The organism is Ensifer sp. 1H6 (assembly GCF_001976035.1).
GTDB lineage: Bacteria > Pseudomonadota > Alphaproteobacteria > Rhizobiales > Rhizobiaceae > Ensifer > Ensifer canadensis.
On sequence record NZ_MOAI01000001.1, the window covers coordinates 410914 to 429030 of the forward strand.

At 59.9% G+C, this 18117-nt stretch carries 13 protein-coding genes; 6 read left to right on the forward strand and 7 right to left on the reverse strand.

Annotation, left to right across the window (positions count from 1 at the left end; genetic code table 11):
* Window positions 1-24: 24 nt before the first annotated feature.
* Window positions 25-7272: a peroxidase family protein gene (locus tag BKP54_RS01800; protein ID WP_084814096.1), complete on the reverse strand. Its 7248-nt coding sequence runs from the start codon at window positions 7270-7272 to the stop codon at window positions 25-27.
* A gap of 425 nt (window positions 7273-7697) precedes the next feature.
* On the opposite strand from BKP54_RS01800, the gene BKP54_RS01805 reads away from it, so the two are divergent.
* The 3 genes from BKP54_RS01805 to BKP54_RS01815 all read left to right on the forward strand — a co-directional run bounded on the left by BKP54_RS01805 (window position 7698) and on the right by BKP54_RS01815 (window position 9225).
* On the forward strand, window positions 7698-8360 hold the full coding sequence (locus BKP54_RS01805; RefSeq protein ID WP_025430457.1) for a response regulator transcription factor: 663 nt from the start codon (window positions 7698-7700) through the stop codon (window positions 8358-8360).
* A 319-nt stretch (window positions 8361-8679) separates the two neighbouring features.
* A complete protein-coding gene (locus BKP54_RS01810) occupies window positions 8680-9021 on the forward strand; it encodes a helix-turn-helix transcriptional regulator (protein ID WP_084814097.1) in 342 nt (113 codons plus the stop codon).
* A gap of 6 nt (window positions 9022-9027) precedes the next feature.
* A complete protein-coding gene (locus BKP54_RS01815) occupies window positions 9028-9225 on the forward strand; it encodes a hypothetical protein (RefSeq protein ID WP_128090351.1) in 198 nt (65 codons plus the stop codon).
* 53 nt (window positions 9226-9278) lie between these two features.
* Here BKP54_RS01815 and BKP54_RS01820 read toward each other — a convergent pair whose 3' ends face one another.
* Together BKP54_RS01820 and BKP54_RS01825 are read right to left on the reverse strand one after the other, a co-directional pair.
* Window positions 9279-9917 carry a dihydrofolate reductase family protein gene (locus tag BKP54_RS01820; RefSeq protein WP_057216712.1) on the reverse strand — a complete coding sequence of 213 codons (639 nt, stop codon included), beginning with the start codon at window positions 9915-9917 and terminating at the stop codon, window positions 9279-9281.
* Between the two features lie 153 nt (window positions 9918-10070).
* Window positions 10071-10757 carry a TetR/AcrR family transcriptional regulator gene (locus tag BKP54_RS01825; protein ID WP_057216709.1) on the reverse strand — a complete coding sequence of 229 codons (687 nt, stop codon included), beginning with the start codon at window positions 10755-10757 and terminating at the stop codon, window positions 10071-10073.
* Between the two features lie 143 nt (window positions 10758-10900).
* Here BKP54_RS01825 and BKP54_RS01830 point away from each other — a divergent pair, with 143 nt between their 5' ends.
* The 3 genes from BKP54_RS01830 to BKP54_RS01840 are packed head-to-tail and all read left to right on the forward strand — an operon-like array spanning window position 10901 to window position 13828.
* Window positions 10901-11911 carry an efflux RND transporter periplasmic adaptor subunit gene (locus BKP54_RS01830; protein ID WP_084814260.1) on the forward strand — a complete coding sequence of 337 codons (1011 nt, stop codon included), beginning with the start codon at window positions 10901-10903 and terminating at the stop codon, window positions 11909-11911.
* Between the two features lie 7 nt (window positions 11912-11918).
* Window positions 11919-13160 carry an ABC transporter permease gene (locus BKP54_RS01835; RefSeq protein ID WP_084814099.1) on the forward strand — a complete coding sequence of 414 codons (1242 nt, stop codon included), beginning with the start codon at window positions 11919-11921 and terminating at the stop codon, window positions 13158-13160.
* Window positions 13157-13828 carry an ABC transporter ATP-binding protein gene (locus BKP54_RS01840; RefSeq protein WP_025430463.1) on the forward strand — a complete coding sequence of 224 codons (672 nt, stop codon included), beginning with the start codon at window positions 13157-13159 and terminating at the stop codon, window positions 13826-13828. Before BKP54_RS01835 ends, BKP54_RS01840 begins: the two co-directional genes overlap by 4 nt.
* A gap of 62 nt (window positions 13829-13890) precedes the next feature.
* Here the strand turns inward: BKP54_RS01840 and BKP54_RS01845 are convergent, their stop codons facing one another.
* From BKP54_RS01845 to BKP54_RS01860, 4 genes are all read right to left on the reverse strand, one after another.
* The gene (locus BKP54_RS01845; RefSeq protein ID WP_128090368.1) at window positions 13891-14652 is read right to left on the reverse strand and encodes a transporter; all 762 of its coding nucleotides are present in this window, start codon (window positions 14650-14652) and stop codon (window positions 13891-13893) included.
* Between the two features lie 199 nt (window positions 14653-14851).
* A complete protein-coding gene (locus tag BKP54_RS01850) occupies window positions 14852-15643 on the reverse strand; it encodes a hypothetical protein (RefSeq protein ID WP_084814101.1) in 792 nt (263 codons plus the stop codon).
* A gap of 301 nt (window positions 15644-15944) precedes the next feature.
* Window positions 15945-17378, reverse strand: coding sequence for a DUF1254 domain-containing protein (locus tag BKP54_RS01855; RefSeq protein WP_084814102.1), 1434 nt, complete (start codon window positions 17376-17378; stop codon window positions 15945-15947).
* Between the two features lie 165 nt (window positions 17379-17543).
* Window positions 17544-18068, reverse strand: coding sequence for a hypothetical protein (locus tag BKP54_RS01860; protein ID WP_063997102.1), 525 nt, complete (start codon window positions 18066-18068; stop codon window positions 17544-17546).
* Window positions 18069-18117 lie beyond the last annotated feature (49 nt).

Here is an 18117-nt window from a genome sequence, read left to right on the forward strand (position 1 = left end):
GGTCGGCGCGCCGGAAAACGCTGGTTACAAGTTGAAGTCAGAACCGGTGAGGTTGTGGTTCCCCTTGATGTTCAGGCGGAACTCTGCGGCTCCGTCATTGTCGACGCTACCCGAGACGACGGTGTAATCGCCATCGGCCCTGGTTTCATGGGTCACGGCGAGTTGTGCCGGGCCACTTAGGCTCGATCCCGAGACCAGGGTGAAGGATTGATTTCCCGCGACCCCGTTGTTGGCATCGGTACCGCTGAGGTCGATCTTGTCACCGGCCTGGAAGCTGGTGATCGTATCGCCATCGGCATTGGCTTCGGACTGGAACCGGAAGGTATCGTTGCCGGCTCCGCCTTCGATGACGTTGACGAAGGCATTGGCGACAATCGTGTCATTGCCCGAGCCGGTCACGACATTTTCGATCCCCCACAGGGTATCCTGCCCGGTCTGACTGCTGGACACGCTCCCCTGGTTCATGAACCCGGAGCCGATATCGACGGTCAGACTGGCGGTTATGGCCGACATGTCCAAAGTGTCGTTGCCGGCATCGCCGTAGTAGATGTCGTCACCATCATCCTTGGCGGCGACAATGATATCGTCGCCGGATCCCCCGGATACGAAGTCGCTGCCGGCACCGGTCTGGATCATGTCATTGCCGGCATCGGCAAAGATACGGTCCGATCCGGCATCGCCGTAGAGCATGTCGTTGCCCTCACCGCCGAGAATGTCGTCGTTGCCGTCGCCGCCGAAGACCAGGTCGTTGCCGCCACCGGACGTGATGAAGTCGTTGCCCTCATCACCTCTGATGACGTCTGCACCCTCACCACCGATGACGGTGTCATTGCCACCAAGGGCAACGATCGTTTCGGCATTTGCCGTACCAAGCAGGACGTCTGCACTGGCTGTGCCGGCGATCGGCGATCCTGCGGACGGAGCAGGAGTGTTCGGCGTTTCAGCGGTATCGTCGTCCGTCCCGGTGATCTGCGGTCCGCCGCCGTCGTATTTCTTGAACGTGACGGAGTTCGTGCCGTTGCTGACCGTGACGTTGCCGTTGGCCTCGGTGGTCACGAAGTCCGTCAGCGTGCCCCCGAGCTCGATCACGTCCTGCGGACGCAGTTGGCCGACAAGCGTGTCGTTACCGCCATTAGACCGGAAGACGATCCGATGCTCGGAGCTGAGCCCGGTTATGTCGACCGTGTCGTCGCCGGTATTGCCGTCGATGGTGATCGTGCTGAAGTTGAGGCTTGTGAACGGCGCATTGAAATCGCCGAACACCTGGATCGTGTCACCAACGATGGGGCCGCCGCCGTCAGGCTGGTTCGGGTTGTTGCCGTTGTTCGCGGTCGTATTGAAAGCGTTGACCGTGATTTCTTCGATGTTGTCCAGTTCGGCGATAACAGTGGTGTTCAGCCCGACTGTACGGGTGATGATGATCTCGGCATCCGCACCGGTGACAGGAACCCCTGCGGCAATGGCAGCTGCCTTTGCATAGATACGGAACGTTTCTGCCTCACCATTGCCAGTGAGCTGGAAGGTGTCGGTGCCGGCGTCGCCATCAACACGATCAAACCCTTCGGTGGAACTCATGTTGATGGTGTCGTTGCCGGTACCGGCGTCGATCATGTCATTGCCGGTGCCGCCGTTGATCGTGTCTCCACCGTCGCCGGCATCTATGTTGTCATTGCCGCCGCCGCCGGTGATCGTCGTTCCCGCGGTATTGCCGATGATGATTTCGGCAGCACCGCCGCCGGTGATGTTTCCGGTCACGCGGTTGATGTTGACCTGGGCCGTATCCGTCAGGCCGCCATCGGTAGCGGTGTAGACGAACGAGCCGCCTGCTCCGCCTGTGTCATTCAGGGTGAGGATGCCCGCCCCGATCACCGGAGTAGTGACGCCATCCGGGCTGCTGACGGCGGTGATCGTAAGGGCGCTGCCTTCCGGGTCGGTATCGTTGGCAAGAAGGGCTGCATGCGAGATCGTGAAGTTCACCCCTTGCGCGACGTTGGTGATGACCGTGTCGGTATTGACGGACGGTGCATCGTTGATGGCATTCACGGTGACGGTCGTGGTGGCGACCGCGCTGGTCAAAAGCCCGTCATTGACGGTGACCTGGATGCTACGGGCGGCCGTGCTCGGGTTCTCCGAGGTGTTGGCGTAACGCACCTGCTGGATTGCAGTGCGGAAGTTGGCAATCGACGAGGGGCCGGTGAGGGTCAGGGTAATCTGCCCCGCAACCGAAGTGTCCACCGCCGCGGAAATTCCTCCCGGCAGGCCGCCCTGCACCGTCAAGGCATCACCGGCGCTGGCATTGGTCAGAACCACCCGGGCAGAAGCCAGGGTCGTGCCATCGTCGGTAATGACAGGGCCAAGCGCAATGGCAACGGCAGGGGCATTTTCGGTATAGCTCGTCTGGTAGTTGTTGCCAGGCGCGCCAGCCACGGGCGTGATCGTATCGACCTCGGTCTGGATGTTGACGTTGTCGATGTAGAGGTTTTCACCGCCGTCGAAAGTCCCTGCGGCTCTGAAGCGGATTTGAGTATTCGTGCCGATCAAGCCTTGGGGGATTGGGGCCGTAAAGACGTTCGTTTGATTGCCGCCGACGGTGCCAAGCTCCGTCCATGCGCCGTTGGTTGTGTTACGAACTTCGACCACGACATTCTCGCCGCCATCCAGTTCGTCTGCGACGTAGTTGAAGCTTAGGGTCGCCCTGGTAATGCCTGTCAGATTGACAGCACGCGCAAGGGTCTCATTGCCATCGATGCCTTCGATGAATTGCAGTCTGCCAGCGGCGAGACTGACACTGATATCACCCCCTGTGGCGCCGCCGGTATCGTTGCCTTCAACCCATGGGCCTCCCCAGTTCGAAGCGCCGTTGTTATTCGTGTAGGCGGCTGCGGTGAACGTATCGCGATAGGCCTGCGCGACCGTCGCTGTCGTCGTGGTGGTCGAGGGGCCGTGCAGATCCAGCGTCGGCGCCTGCAGCGAGATATCCTGGTCGGTGAAATCCAGAAGCTCGACGTTTCGGATCGTGTCGGTGCCGTCGGTCGCCAACCCGCCAACATGGGCGACTGTAACCGTGCCGTTTGTGTTGAACGTAATGTCATATTCGGCACGGGCACCCGAGAACACGGCCGTGTCGATGTCGGCAATCCCGTCGCTATCCACCTGGTCGTTGCTGTCGCGGATTGTCCGCACGATTGCCAGCTGACCCGGATTGATGGTGCCGTTGAACATGGCGGCGGCGAGCGTCGTCATGCTGTTGTGCAGTACAGGCGTGCCTGTATGCTCAGGATCGTTGGCGGCATAGACGCCGATCTGCACGTCCAGCCACTTGTCGCCGTCGATGATGTCGTCACCGGCGTTGCCGATGATACGGTCGCTGCCGTCGCCGCCGAGGATGATGTCTCCGCCGTCGAAGGAGGTGACGCCGGCGCCAAGCAGCGCCTGCAGGCCATTGACAAGCGCAATGCCTTCAGCGTCGAGCACGCTGCCGAGATACCCTGTGGTCCCGCCTTGGGTCAGAGGCGCCCTATCGGCCGCCACGTCTTCGGTTCCGGCCAACACGTCGTTGAACCTCGTCCCGGAGAGACCTTCCATGGATTCGTATTCGTCGAGTGCAGCGTTCTCCGGCAGCACCGGAGCTTCGTCGAACACGATCGGGATCGACAGGTCGGCATTTACCCCACGGGCGTTGTCCTTGTAGGTCGCCCAGTCGAAGCCGGACATGCCCACCATTTTTCCGCGGCCGGCGCTGCCGACCATGATGTCGTCGCCACCTTCGCCGATGAACTCGTCAAAGCCGCCATCGCCGAGGAACACGTCATGTCCGTCAACGCCGTCATGGGCAAAGACTTCATCGAAGTTATCGCCAGGCGCACCGTCAAATGTACCGGTTTCGATCCAGTCGTTGCCCTCGTTGCCGAGGATGCGTTCGGCGTTCTTGTTGCCGTAGATGAAGTCGTTGCCGGTTCCGGCGAAGACCTCCGATCCCATGTCGGTGCCGAGGAAGATGAAGTCCTGGCCGTCATTGCCCATGACCAGGTCGAGGCCGGGTCCTGCATGGACGACGTCATTGCCGGCACCCGCCTTGATGTTGTCGTCACCGCCGGAGTCGACGATGATATCGTCGCCTGCGCCGGCATTGATGATATCGTTGCCGAACCCACCTTCCAGCCGGTCGTTGCCGCCGTCGCCATAAAGTGTGTCGTCACCGATCCCGGCGATCAGGATATCGTTCTGCTCGGTGCCGCCAAGGACCACGTGGTCGCCGCCGGTATATTTGAGATAGTTGGTATCCGCGCCCGGTGTCGCCGGGTTGTTGCGTTGGACGAGTGGTGTGAGAATACCACCGCCGAGAGGGTCATTGCCCAGATTGTCGGCACTTTCGTCGACGCCGGTCCCGGGATTGTCATCCATGATGCCGTCTGCACCGGCCGTCTCGCCGAGACCGGGATTATACTGCTTGGTCCGATCGATCTCGAGAATGAGGCCGGGTGTCGAGAAAACGTCGGAAGGAAGATGCGTCGCGTCGGTATTGCGCATGATCATGGCTGCGAAGGAGTTGTTCTCCATCTCGCCAAAGAGGTGCAGGCCGTCGAGACGCTGCAGGTAATAGAAGCGGTCGCCGCTCTGCAGTTTTTCCATCTGGGTTTCGAAGACGAAGTTGAAGGTCGAGCCGAGCATGCCGCCGAAGGGCATGATCTGTTCGGCAAGGCCGCCGATCCATAGATCGACATCGTTGAGACCACCAAGCGATCCCCCGGCAAAGGCGCCGGTGGCATTGAGAAAGTCCTCGGCGTTCGCCTGTACCGCCAGTCCGCCGAAGGACTGGTTGAAGATCAGGGTCATCGCGGCGTCGCGCTTGCCTTCGATCGTCGTCTGGCCGGTGATCAGCGGATGCGTGCCGTAGGCGGCGATGAAGTTGATGATCGAGGCTTCGTGTTTGAGATGGCTAGCGAAGTCGACCCAGCTCTCATAGGGCTTGAGCAGGGCATCCTGGTTGGTCGCCGCATAGAACTGAGCGCGCGCTTCATTCAAGGTCGGCACACCCGTGTCACGACCGCGAGCCAGGTTGATGGTCGCCAGATCGAGCGGCAGCCCCAAGAGATTGTTGCGAAGTGCGCTGGTGACGAACTCGTCGATCTCGTTGCCCACCTGCCGGGTCATGCCACGGATAATGGCGCCGGCGGCGACATCGGCATCAACCACGCCGGCCGTACCGTTGTTCTTGAACTGGATCGGATTGAGAAAGCCCTCGATCAAGCCGATATGGTCGGCATTGAAGCTTTCGTCGAAGCGGTCGATGGACTCAGTCAGCATCGAGTGACCGAAGCGATAGACCACGTGAGCGAACTCCGCCACGATCGACGGGTCGATGGTGACGTCGAAACCGTCCGGCACCAGGAACACGTTGATATTGGGCTGGATCTTGCGTGCAAATTCTTCAAAAACAAGATGCTGATACTGCATTTCGGTGCCGAACTTGGCAGCCTGGAATAGGCGTTCGCCGTCCCAGATGAGCCCGGTTGCGCTTGCCGGTACTTCCGTGACGTCGACAGCCAGCCATTCGTTCAGAAATGCAACGGCCTCCGCTTGCGAAGCACCGTTTGTGAGCATGGCAGCGGCGTCGGCCAACACCACGTCCTTGGTGTGCTGCACCAGGCGATTGTGTTCGGAGTGGAAGACGTGGTGGACGGCCGTCAGGCCGATATTCTCGTTTGCACGGCCGTCACCGGCGATAAAGTGGGCGTCAAGCAACTCGTTGTCATACTGACCATCGGTCGGCGTTTGGTCCGGATTGCCGAGCCCGATTTCTAGATCGCCGTCGGCAAGACCCGTGGGGACCGCATTGTGGGCGATGTCGGCCAGGAAAGCGTGACCGGTCCGCACGGCCAGATGCTGTACATCGGGAAGCGTATCGGCGTCGGGACCGTCTGCGACGAGATTAAACAGGCTGAGTGGAGCGGTTGGCGTGCCCGATTGCAGTGACTGCGGTGGCCCGGCCATGACAACCTGCGGGAAGCCCGTTGTCGGGTTGGGGATGAAGTTGCCATAGGCGTCGGTCGCCAGCAGCGGCAGGTTGCCGACATGAAAGTCGGTCAATTCGATGCCGAGGATCGTTCTTGCCTGGGCCTTGACGTCGGCCCAGGTGGCCATCCCGCCATTGACGCCTTCAATCAGCCGTCCGGTTGCAACCGGAACGCCGTCCGCATTGAGCACATATTGGCGCAGGAATACCTGATGGGAGGGATGCGAGGTATAGGTCTGGTTCTGGTCGACGAATGAGGTCGTGTTGTTGACCGGACGGTCCGTATCGTCTGCGGTCCCCATCACACCATCGGCGCCCGGCCCGGCCAAAGTCGCGCGGGTCAGCACCATGAAGTTGGTCGTGCCACCTGGCACATAAAGCGGGTCGTCGGGCATCAGCGGTATGAACACGGTGCCGTTGCCGCCCTTGGCGACAAGATCGAGCCCGTGATCGAAGAACTGGCCAAAGAGCGTGAACCAGGAATTGAATGAGGCAGACAAGCCTTCGTCCGGCGCCAGGTTGGTGATTTTGACGTTCGCGCCTTCAAGTTCGATGCCGTTGTCTGTGAGAAGTGTCATCAGAGCATCGTCGACAGCATCAAGTGCTGCGCGTGCCGCGTCCAGTTCCGCAAGCGCATCGGCTGCCGCCTGTTGCAAGGCTGCGTTGCCGGGACTGGCCGATGCCGCCGCCGCCGCTTCCGCATATTCGCGCTCTTCGGTCGCGACAGCTCTGAACTGCGGGATCAGCGGTGCATAGGCCGCCGAAATCGCTGCTGTGACGGCCATCTGCTGGTCCGGGGGAACGATGCCAGCCCTTTGCAGGCCGGTCAAAATGGCCGACGGATTGCCAAGGGTCTGGTCGACGAGCAGGTTGGAAATGGTACGCACATAGGGGTCGAACACGTCACCGGGGCCGGCTGTTCCGGGGCCGTCATTGTCGATGCCTGGCTGGTAGGTGACGGGGACCATCGGTGCCGGACCGGGACCGTCGGGGTCGACCATGATCGTGCGGAAATCGGTGCCCAAAGGCTCTGGGAATTCATTGTCGGCCGCACCCCATTCCGGGTGAAGCGGGTTGTTATAGGTGCCGTCAACCGTTCGCAGGCCCCAAGAAACATTGTAGCTTGGAACCGAACCGTTCGGGCCGAACAGCGACTTGCCCTGAGTACCACCCGACTGCTCGAAGAGCGCGTGATCCTCTGCGATTTTGATCTGCTTCAAGATGAAATCGAGGTCAGAACGAATATAGGCAACCATTTCTACTCTCCCCTTGAAGCCGGCAAATGCGGCTTGGCGTGACCGGTGAAATATTATTGATGACGTCGATCGTCCTGCTGCGCGGGTTGTTGCCCGCACATCGCCGACAGAAACATTCGCTTTATCTAATTTGCTAATAATCAACTGGTCCGATGCCTCTTGGCCAGTTGCCTAAGTCCAGTCATTTTTCAGACTTTGGTGCCTAAAGCGCGCATGACGTTGGTCGCCTAACCCCGGGACCAAGGTCTTAATCACAGGGCGCAGCATCACCGCTGCTCTGGAGGTCAAACGGTTCAGGCGATGGCTTTGCCCGACAGGCGGTTCCAGACCGTTGAGGCACTACAGATTTAGACTTACCTACATAAGCTCATGGACAGGAAATGGGCGCAGGCGTATATCTCCCGCCAGAGGGTGGGAGATCAAATATGAGATCAATTGCACTGGCTCTGGCCGATGATCATCCATTGATGCTCGCGGGTCTTGTAGATCTATTTAGATCCAAAGAGGAGTTTGTAGTCGTCGCGACTGGGTCTTCCGCCGAAGAAGTACTTGAGATCGGGCTACAAACAGCGCCGGAAGTTTTCATCGTCGACATTATGATGCCTGGCAACATCTTCAATACTATCCTGGACCTGATGAAACGCGGTTGCAGGACGAGGTTCCTGGCGTTCAGCGCCATGTCGAAATCTGACATCGCAATCAATGCGCTCAAGGCCGGCGCCAGCGGCTACGTCGTCAAGGGGACCAGTCCACAGGAGCTCATCGATGCGGTTAAGGCCGTTCAGCGAGGTGAGATTTTCATAAGCCGGGATCTCGCCTGCAAGTTGATTGAACACCACAGAATGGCTTCGCTCCGTGCCGCAGCCGGGCCACCCGTCAAGTTCAGCCTCAGGGAAGGCCAAATCATCGCAATGCTGACGCGGGGATGCACCAACCGCCAGATCGCCGTGGAATTGAAGATTGGCGAAAAAACCGTTAAGAATCATATGACTGCGCTCATGCAAAAGTTAAATGTCCGCAATCGCCTCGAAGTGCTGATTGCGACACAGAAACTTGATCGGGACGAGCTGCCCGCTCCACGCCACTGATGGTGATATCACAAAGCCTTGCCTGATCTGATACCCGATTGCCTCAATTACTAGCTGTATTTCGAAACGTTTCTGAGGCGCTACTCTCCGACGGATTCACCCGATCCGGAAAGGCACTACGCTCACCGATTGTACGCACTGGAAGCGTCGGGTCTCATTCCGCCCTACCACTATTGACGAATGCCCAGTTAGAGCAACTCACCGCAAGTCGCACACAGCAGCCGATCGTTTGAGGATTGTACCGCAAACGGACGAATTGCAGAGAATTGTGCGCAACAGCACGCTCAATCCAGACATTAGTCGCTGGAGGTGCAGTGTCATGCCAACACGCGTCAACACAACAGCTGCGCTTGCGGAAGAACTTGGCGAACGCCTACGGGCCGTGCGGCTTGATCACCGGTTCTCGCGGGATAGGCTTGCCGCCGCGCTTGGCGTCACGCTCCACCAAGTCCAGAAATATGAGAATGGCAGGAGCAATATCTCCGTGCCGATGCTTATTCTCATGTGCGAGGCGCTCGGCGCTCATCCAATGGAGTTGATCGGCACGATGGTTGAGGCTCGCGTGCCCGTTTGCAAGACACAGGATATCGCGCACGAGCGTCTAGTCATGGCCCAGCTGAAACTCGAGGAGATCTGCAGGGAGATCGCCGCAGGGACGTGATTGGTCATGTCGTCGGCCTGCCCACCGCCGCGACGGCTCGAAGATCGAAAGACTGGCAAGACTGCCGATCAGACACTACTGGGAACGATCCTTGAACATGGTGCGTTCAGCATTGGCATCTCGGCGAGAAACCGGACCGGCGATCTCTCGGACCTTGGCGAAGAGTTCTACATGATCGAGGCGCTGAGCGTCGATCTCATCTAACTGCCGACCCTCGACTACGACGTCGTGACAGCACCCCAGCAAGGTGAAGATGTCTACTTCCTTGCTTCCGTCGAGTCCATCGTGGCCGTTCGATACTGCGGACGCCCGGTGGGACGGTAGGCTTGGATGATCACCCCGCCGGCGGTGGACCGCGATGCGACCAGTTCGAGTGCCCTGTCCGGGCCGGTCTCGGGAAAGAGCCGCATACCCTGGCCGAGGATCAGCGGGTAGGTGAAAAGGTTGATCTCATCGACCAGGTCGTTGTCGAGCAGCCAGCGGATGAACGTGGTGCCGCCATGCACTTGCAACTCGCCGCCCGGCTTGGCCTTCAGGTCGCGGATCGCGGTCGCGACGTCGCCCGAAAGGACAGTGGTATTCGTCCATTTCGGGACCCTGAGCGTATTCGATGCCACGTATTTGGGCCGCGTGTTCAAGGCGAGTGCGACGGGGTTGTCACGCGGGATCTCTTTGACCGCCCCCCAGGAGCCGGCAAAGACCTCGTACGTCCACCGGCCGAACAGAAACGCGTCGGCGCGCGCGTAGATCTGGCCCAATGCGGCCCCCGCCTCTTCGTCGAAGAGCGGCGCAATCCATCCGCCGCGCTCGAAGCCGCCGCGACGGTCCTCGTCGGCCGAGCCGAGCCCTTGCATGACTCCATCGAGGGAGACATTCGTCATGGTAATCAAGTTCATGATCGTCGTTCCTTCCGGTTGGTCACCGTTTGATCGGGCCAGTTACACGCGCCTTCGCTGCATAGACGAACGGCTGATCCGGAATTCGACAAACAATTCAAGAAATCTTTTCGGCCGCCGTCAATCTTGCCGGCATACCGCCGGGCCAACGGATCAGGCTTGCAGGAAGGTGCGCGCAAAGCCGGGTTCCGTTACCTCGATCGCCCCTTCCGGAAGCTTCAAAAAACGCTCGATCGCGGTGCCATAGGTTCGCATCCAGCTGTCCAGCATCGCCGCTGCCCCGTCGAGATCACCGGCCTCCGAAAGTTGCAACGCCTTGTGCATCATCTTGGCGACGCTCAATCGCAATTGCAGAAGCATCATCGCGGCAGTTTCCGGATCAGGTGCGTCCAGCGCTCCCTGCGCATGACCGCGCCGCAGTATCTCCGTGATAATTGGCAGGCTGGCTGCCTGGAGAGCCTCGTCGATGCGGTGATACAGCACGACGTTTTCCGGCTTGAACAGAGCGTTGAAGGTATTCTTCAGCTGCGGCGCCATTTCAAGCTTTAGTCGCCGCGAGCCGGCGAAAAGCGCATTCAACTGTCCAACGGCATCAAGCGAAGGGTCTTCGGCGAGGGGCTGCAGTTCCTCGAGATTCCTCTTCGCCAGTCGGGTCGCAACCGCCTCGAGGAGCGCCTCCTTCGAAACGAAGTAGTGATAGAAAGCACCCTTCGAGACATCGGCCTCACGGATGACGTCGTTGACCGTCGTATTCTCGTATCCATGCTGAAAGAACAGCCGTTCGGCGCAATCGATCAGCTCCTTCGATCGGACCTCGGGCGATTTCTTTATTCTAGCCATAAGTGCTCCGAGAACTGCGCCTTAGCACGGTTTGCAATGTGTTCCACGATGCCCACGATAGGCAAGGTGGTGTTCACCCTTGAAACAAACCGACCGTCGGTCTATTTTTACTGCATCGATTGGAAGGTTTCAAGGAGCGTTTCTTGCGGCTAGCTCGTTATGCCATCGCAGCTGCCACCATCGCCGGCATCGGCGCGGTGGCCACCTGGTATTTGTTTCGTGCAGTTCCCGTATCCGTTGTTGCCCCCAAGCGTGGCGATGCGGCAGAGATCGTATACGCGGACGGTGTCGTGGAGCCGCGCACCTGGGCGAAGGTCACGCCGACCGTGGCCGAGCGGATCGTCGAACAATGCGACTGTGAAGGCGAACGCGTCGCCAAGGGACAGGTGCTCGCCCGCCTCGACGACACGGAGGCGCGCGCAGCGCTCAGCGAACTCCAGGCGCGTCTGACGCTGGCGCAGGAAGAATATCGGCGTAAGCTCACGCTGGCCGGAAAGCGCACGATCAGCGAACAGGAGGTCGACCAAGCGCGCAGCGAACTGGGCCAGCTCGAAGCCTTGGTGGCGGGTCGGCAGGCGCGGCTTGCGACCTACGTGTTGCGAGCACCGAGCGACGGCCAGGTGCTGCGGCAGGATGGCGAGATCGGCGAAGTCGCCGGACTCGGCACGGTGCTCTTTTGGGTCGGGGAACCGAAACCGCTGATCATCACGGCCGACGTCAACGAAGAGGACATTTCGCGCGTCGACGTCGGGCAGCGGGCGCTATTGAGATCGGATGCTTTTCCCGATCGCAAGCTCGAGGCGACTGTCGACAGCATCACGCCAAAAGGCGACCCGGTGACAAAGACCTATCGTGTCCGCTTCCGCCTGCCCGACGACACGCCGCTGCGCATCGGCATGTCGACGGACGTCAACGTCATCGTGCGGGTATCGCATGGCGCCTTGATCATTCCAACCGTAGCTCTGGAAGGGACAAAGGTCGCCGTGCTCGACGGCGGGCGTATCAAGATACAAGCCCTGAAGACGGGCATACGTGGCGCCGAAGGCGTCGAGATCCTGTCGGGTCTCGAAGACGACGCCCGTATCGTCTCGCCGTTCCCGACCGACCTTGCCGACGGTGCTCGCGTCAAGGCCGCGGCCGAGCCGGAGAAATGAGTTCGCCATGCGCCTCATCATCGACATCGCGCTGACCCACATTTCCGGCCGGGGACGGCAGACGGTCGTCGCGATGCTGGGAGTTGCCGTTGGCGTCGGCTTTTCCATTGCCATGGCGGCCCTGATGCAGGGCGGCCAGGATGATTTCGTCCGTCAGCTCGTCGACACCATGCCGCATGTGCAGGTGACCGACGAGCAGCGCACGGCCCGGCGGCAACCGGCAGAGGACCAGTTCGATGCCGCCGCCATTTTCGGGCTCAGGCCGCGAGACGACCGCCGCGGCATCATCAACCCAACCGCAGCCCTTGCCTGGCTCAACGCCTGGATCCCGGGGCGCATTGCAGCGACGCTGAATGCGCAAGGGGTCATTCGCTATTCCGGCCAGGAGGTCGGCGCCGCAGTCCTCGGTATCGACCCGCAAGCCGAGCCCCGCGTCTCACCGATCATCGAGGATTTCAAGGCGGGAAGCTTCGCGACCCTCGCCGCCGGCGGCAACAACGTGGTCATCGGCGATACCATGGCCTCACGGCTGGGCGCTGGCCTCGGCGATACGATTACCGCGGTCTCGTCGGAAGGGCTTAGCCGCCGCTTCAAAATCGTCGGGCTGTTCCATACGGGCACCACCGCGCGTGACGAAGGAGAAGCCTACGTGCTGCAGAAGAACGCACAAATCCTCTCCGCGCGGCCGAATGCGATCAACCAGATCAATATCAAACTCGACGACCCGAACGCCGCGCCCGCGGTGGCGCGCCGCGTCGAAGCGGAGCTTGGCTACAAGGCGATTGCCTGGCAGGAGGCGAACGAGTCGATCCTGGAAGCGCTCGTCGTTCGCAATGTCATCATGTACACCGTCGTCGCCGCGATCATGTTGGTCGCAGGCTTCGGCATCTTCAACATCATCTCTACGATCACGCACGAGAAGGCGCGAGACATCGCCATCATGAAGTCGTTGGGTTTCACCGAGTCCGACATGCGCATTCTCTTCGTGCTCGAAGGTGTGGCCATCGCCACGGCCGGCACGCTGCTCGGCTGGGCGCTCGGCTTTGCGATGGTTTATGCGCTTTCCCTGGTGCGCTTCGAGATATCCGCAACCGGGCAAGAAATGACCCGGCTGCCGATCGCCTGGAGCATGCTTCACTATCTCATCGCCGCCGCCTTCGCACTCGGCTCGGCAGCCGTAGCCGGCTACCTGCCCGCAAGGCGCGCGGCCCGCGCAAATCCGGTCGACATCATCAGGGGGGCGACATGAGTTCACTCATCGAGGCCAAGGATCTCACGCGCATCCTCCAGGAAACGGTGCCGGTCACGCTGGTCAAGGAGGTGTCAGTGACGATCGCCGAACGGGAATTCGTCGCGGTCACCGGCCCGTCCGGCTCTGGCAAGTCGTCGCTTCTCTATCTGCTTGGCCTGCTCGATCGGCCGACCAGCGGCACGCTCATGATCCGCGGCCGGGACACCGATCTCATGGATGAACAGGAGCGGGCCGCCACGCGCCTTGAGAATATCGGCTTCGTCTTCCAGTTTCACTTCCTGCTGCCGGAGTTCACTGCGCGCGAGAATGTCGAGATCCCGATGCGCAAGCTTGGCCGCCTCGCCCGAGATGAGATGCGCCAAAGAGCAAGCGGTCTGCTCGAGGCACTGGGCCTTTCCGATCATCTCGACAAGCGTCCCGATCAGCTTTCGGGCGGCCAGCGTCAGCGCGTGGCGGTGGCAAGGGCACTCGCCAACGATCCACCACTGATCCTCGCCGACGAGCCGACCGGCAGCCTCGACAGCAACAGTTCCGAACAAGTCTTCACCATCCTGGAGACGCTGGTGCGCAAGCAGGGCAAGACGGTGGTCGCCGTGACGCACGATCTAGACATGGCTGCGCGTATGGACCGGCGCGTCCAGCTTGTAGATGGACGACTGCATTGAGTGAACATCGCTTTGGTATTCCCGGCGCCGGACAGGTTCATAGCCAAAACGGCCGTTCATCGTCACTTTGGGAACAAGAACGTTACTGCCGCTCTGAAACCCCATCCTTGCGGCCCATTTTCAGGTGCCTGTGCCCAGTACCGCGCACCCGCTGTGAAGCTCACGGGCTGCTCACCGAATTTCACCAGCTTTGACACCTGAAAATTGACCGGAACCGACCACTCGTCCTGGATCCAGTCGTACGTGCTTTCAGTATTCAGCGAATAAGTCCATGCATCGGGCGTAGTATAGGAAACGAAAGGCTGCAGATACGTCGAACTGACATCCTCCCGGTCACTCTGGCCGGCGAAAGACCAGATGTGGTTGGCCAGTATCCCGTATGTCCAAGGTCCTTCCTGTTTCAAGGCGACAGCCGTAGGACCAGCTCCCCATTTTCCACTCCCAAGTAGCTCATCGGTCGCTGTTGGGATCAGGAAGACCGGCCCAGCGCCCCAGATGATCCCGCCTGGGCCAGGTTGCTTGGGGGAAACGAAAAGGCTCTGAGTGATATCGCCGAGACCGAACTGGTGGCCGGATTGCCCGGCTATGTCATTTTGCGAGATCACCGGCAAGATTGTGCGCGAGATGATGTTCCAGTCTTCGTTCAGCGAGATTGGGATGACTGGTTGGATGTTGAGGACTTCGCGATTGCCATTCTCCGGGCCGTAACCGCGATCATAGTTGAACTGAAAGGGCACGCTGATGAGCGAAGCAATCGGATTGCTGAGCTTCTTGGCGAGCTCAGCGCCGGACTCTTGAGCAACAGCTGACCCGACGGTAGCCATGAAAGAGACAGTCAAACAAATAGTTCTGTAGTGCGGCTTCATAGTGTGACCTCGGCCCCTGGATTCGAAGGTTTTCTGTGCTGCTTTGCCTCAAGACGGCAGTGGTGCAGCTCGCGTAACGGCACAGTCAGCGGACCACGATCGGTCCGCTCGTTGTCTATAGACGTCCGCTGTACGTCGCGAACGGCACATGAGCATCCTAAAACCGTACGACCAAGCCGAGGATGGGCCCCTGCTGAACGGTGTCGAACACGAACCCATCATCGCTGTAGTCGACGCCCAAAGCGCGGTAGCCGGCAACTGCCGAAATCGTGTCGCTAAACCGGTAGCCTATCGTCGCAGCGACGTCCCAGTCGAGATCGGCACCACCTGCCCCAATGAACCCCCACCCTGTCAGATAGATTTCGGGAGTGAGCGAATAGGTGCCGCGAAGACCGGCTAAACCGTCCACCCACGTTGCACCATCGCTTTTGGAACGCCCATCGAGAATGCCGCCGCTGAAGGAAAGCTCGCTTTCGACGGACCAGACGCGCAGACCGCCGACGATTTCGAGCCGCGCGGCGCTGTCCTCAAAAACCGCATACCCCGCACCGAGCATCCCCGCGAAAGTCTCGGATTTGAGCTCGGCGTCTGTGGCAAGGATGCCTCTTGGCGTACCGGCCTGCCCCGAAATCTTGGTATACATGACATCGCCGAAGATGCTGTAAGGTCCATTACGGGCCTCGCCCATCGCCATGGCGCCGAAATCGAGGTGATCGAAGATGTCGCTGAAACTGGCGTCGACTTCCACTGCAGGCAAGCCGAATTGCCCGAGCTCCCCCGACAAACCAGCTGCCCAGAAATAAGGCGCAAAAGAAAAGGTCCAGCCACTCTCCGTGGTCGTCTGCTGAACCTCCGGCGTCATCGGCGAATAGATGTCCGCAGCCATCGCTACATTACTAACGAGACATGTTCCGATCGCCGCCAGAGCGCGAAGTAGGTATAATTTCATGCTAGCCCCTAATAGCGGCCGCCGATGCGGCCAAACTCGATTTGCGTCCGCGATTCAGACCCAGACGGAGATCGCTGTTTAACCCGTTGCTGTTTTCGTGAAGGTCGGTCTCGTTCGACACGACGCGCGGGCGTCTAATAAGACACGCGGCGCTGTAGAAGAGATACTTGGCGCAGCCCAATGGCAAACGCCCAGCGAGAACGCACCGCCTATGCAAATGCCGGCTGCCGCCTACTGTCCTCGGTCAGATGACCACAAGAAGCAGAGGCGCCAGCCGAGCATCAGCACAATGGGGGGAGAACTATTCGGCCACAGTGATGCCGGGCGGCTGCCACGTCCCTTCGCCCGCCGGCAAGATCGAAGGCGCTTCCGTCTTCGGCCAGTACAGGCGCATCACGAGGTAGATTTTGTCATCCGGCGCCGGAAGCCAATTGGATTCCTTGTCCGCACCGGGGCTGTCCTTTTGGAGGTACAGCGTCAGCGAGCCGTCCGCGTCCTTTTTCATCTCCGGCAACATCGGAGAGTTGATCAGGTAGCGATTGATCGGATTCTTGACCAGGAGCTGGCTCTTGCCGTCGTACATGGTAACGGACCAGAACGCATTTACTGGTGGCAACTGGCCGGCCGGGAAGGTCAGCGTGTAGTTGTGCTTGCTGCCGTCGAGCGGCGCACCGGCCGCGTCCGTTCGGGTATAGGGGTACATGGCTTCGACGGCATCATTGCCCAAGAGACCGCCCTTGGCGGCGCCTGCCCGCATCACCCAATCGCCATTGTAAAAGGCCTCGTCGCCAAAGAACGAGCCAACGTTCCAGCCGTTGATGTCCTTATTTCCGCTGGCCAGCCATTTGTCGACTTTGTCATTTCCCTGCTTCATGGCCACCAGGATTTCGGCTTTATGTTCGAGCGATAGTTCCTTGAAGTCGAAGGTCTTGCCGGGACCGATGCCAATCCTCGCAAGTTTCGCGCGAATCTCCTTGTCCCTTGTCGTCTCAGGGACGAACTGCAGGGCTGCGTCGAGATATTGGAAGAAGTTGTCCTTGATCCCGGCGGTGGTGGCAGGAAGGAACTCGATCGTGGCCGCGGCTGGCGGGGCCGGAGTTTTAAGAAAACCAGATAGCGGCTGGGCCTTGTAGCCGGCCTGAATCTTCTCGACGTTCGGCATGTCGTCGGGGTTGAAGAGCTGCGTGCGGATAAGCGCGAGCGTGAACGGCGTCGTCGATTGGAAGACCTTCTTGATCCCCGAGGGCGTTTCACCCTTCCAGTCTGGGCCAACGACCAGATAATCGCCCGGCTCGGTCCCCGTGGCGCGCGTGCCGATGTAGCCGTAATTGTAGGTGTTGCAATCGATCAATTGGACCGAGTAGTAGCGGTCCTTTTCGATCACCGGCACCGAGATGACCATCGGCTCAGCGCGCAAATCCAGCCAGATGAACGAGTAAGGCGTGTCGCTGTTCGGCGTAATGACTGCCGTGTCAGCCGGGCTGGCGACATGGTGCATGTTGTTGATTTCGTTGAACGGCGCCTTGAATTGCCCCGAGTTTTTGTCAACGGCGAACTCTTGCATAACCGCATAAATCATCACCAGCGGCAGGCCGTAGATGAAGCCTTCCTCGGCGATGTCTTTTGCCTCGATAATGCCCGGGTAGCTTTGCGCCATCAGGAGGCTTGGCCTCGCAATCGCGGCGCTAGCGGCAATCACCGCGGTGGATCGAAGTAGATCTCTCTTCGTCAACATTTACCGTACTCCTTGATTATCGATGAGTTATCGAAACGGCGCGGGCTGTGGAGCAGCTCAGGAACCTTGGACGCAATCGTCCGGTTGCATTGGCTGTTGGTGAGGTATTCGCGAGAGCTGAAGCGGGCTGCAGTCGGGATCGCACCGACGCACAACCGGCAGGTGCTAGTACAGAAATGCCCGCCGGTAGCCGCGCCTGGCCACGCCCGCATAGGAGAGCGGCGTCAACGGCATGCCGATGATGTCGATGAACACAGAGACCTCGGAGCCCTTCTCCGGCATTTCGCCGCCAACAACCTTGACCGTATAGGTCAAGTTATTGTCGTTCAGCTCCGGATTCTCCAGGACGACGACGACCTGCTTGAGCTTGTCCCCTTCGAGGATCGACAGGTCGGCATTCGGCGGATCGGAAAGGAAGCTGTCCTTGCCCTTGCTCCAGAACGGCACGAAAGCGGCCGTCTCCATGTTCCCGGCAATGCGCTCGGGGCGGTCAGAGAAAAACAACGTGGCGCCGCCAACACCTTCGAGCGTCAGCTTGCTCGACGCCTTGTCGAATTTCATAGCACTTGCGGTTTGAACGAACAGGAAGTCGGCGACTTCGTCGGTTGCCTGCGCCAGTCGCGGCATGAACGGCACTGTCGTCGCCGCGACAGCTGTGGCTGCCAGCAGTAGGTTCCTTCTGGTTGTCATAGTCGTACCCCTCCTAAAGGTCGCAAGACATGTGGGTCACTACTTGTGC

Bases quoted from the DNA above. Each gene is read 5' to 3' on its own strand.
- BKP54_RS01800 (WP_084814096.1), bottom strand. From the start codon at position 7,272: ATGGTTGCCTATATTCGTTCTGACCTCGATTTCATCTTGAAGCAGATC.
- BKP54_RS01805 (WP_025430457.1), top strand. From the start codon at position 7,698: ATGAGATCAATTGCACTGGCTCTGGCCGATGATCATCCATTGATGCTC.
- BKP54_RS01810 (WP_084814097.1), top strand. From the start codon at position 8,680: ATGCCAACACGCGTCAACACAACAGCTGCGCTTGCGGAAGAACTTGGC.
- BKP54_RS01815 (WP_128090351.1), top strand. From the start codon at position 9,028: ATGTCGTCGGCCTGCCCACCGCCGCGACGGCTCGAAGATCGAAAGACT.
- BKP54_RS01820 (WP_057216712.1), bottom strand. From the start codon at position 9,917: ATGAACTTGATTACCATGACGAATGTCTCCCTCGATGGAGTCATGCAA.
- BKP54_RS01825 (WP_057216709.1), bottom strand. From the start codon at position 10,757: ATGGCTAGAATAAAGAAATCGCCCGAGGTCCGATCGAAGGAGCTGATC.
- BKP54_RS01835 (WP_084814099.1), top strand. From the start codon at position 11,919: ATGCGCCTCATCATCGACATCGCGCTGACCCACATTTCCGGCCGGGGA.
- BKP54_RS01840 (WP_025430463.1), top strand. From the start codon at position 13,157: ATGAGTTCACTCATCGAGGCCAAGGATCTCACGCGCATCCTCCAGGAA.
- BKP54_RS01845 (WP_128090368.1), bottom strand. From the start codon at position 14,652: ATGGCTACCGTCGGGTCAGCTGTTGCTCAAGAGTCCGGCGCTGAGCTC.
- BKP54_RS01850 (WP_084814101.1), bottom strand. From the start codon at position 15,643: ATGAAATTATACCTACTTCGCGCTCTGGCGGCGATCGGAACATGTCTC.
- BKP54_RS01855 (WP_084814102.1), bottom strand. From the start codon at position 17,378: ATGTTGACGAAGAGAGATCTACTTCGATCCACCGCGGTGATTGCCGCT.
- BKP54_RS01860 (WP_063997102.1), bottom strand. From the start codon at position 18,068: ATGACAACCAGAAGGAACCTACTGCTGGCAGCCACAGCTGTCGCGGCG.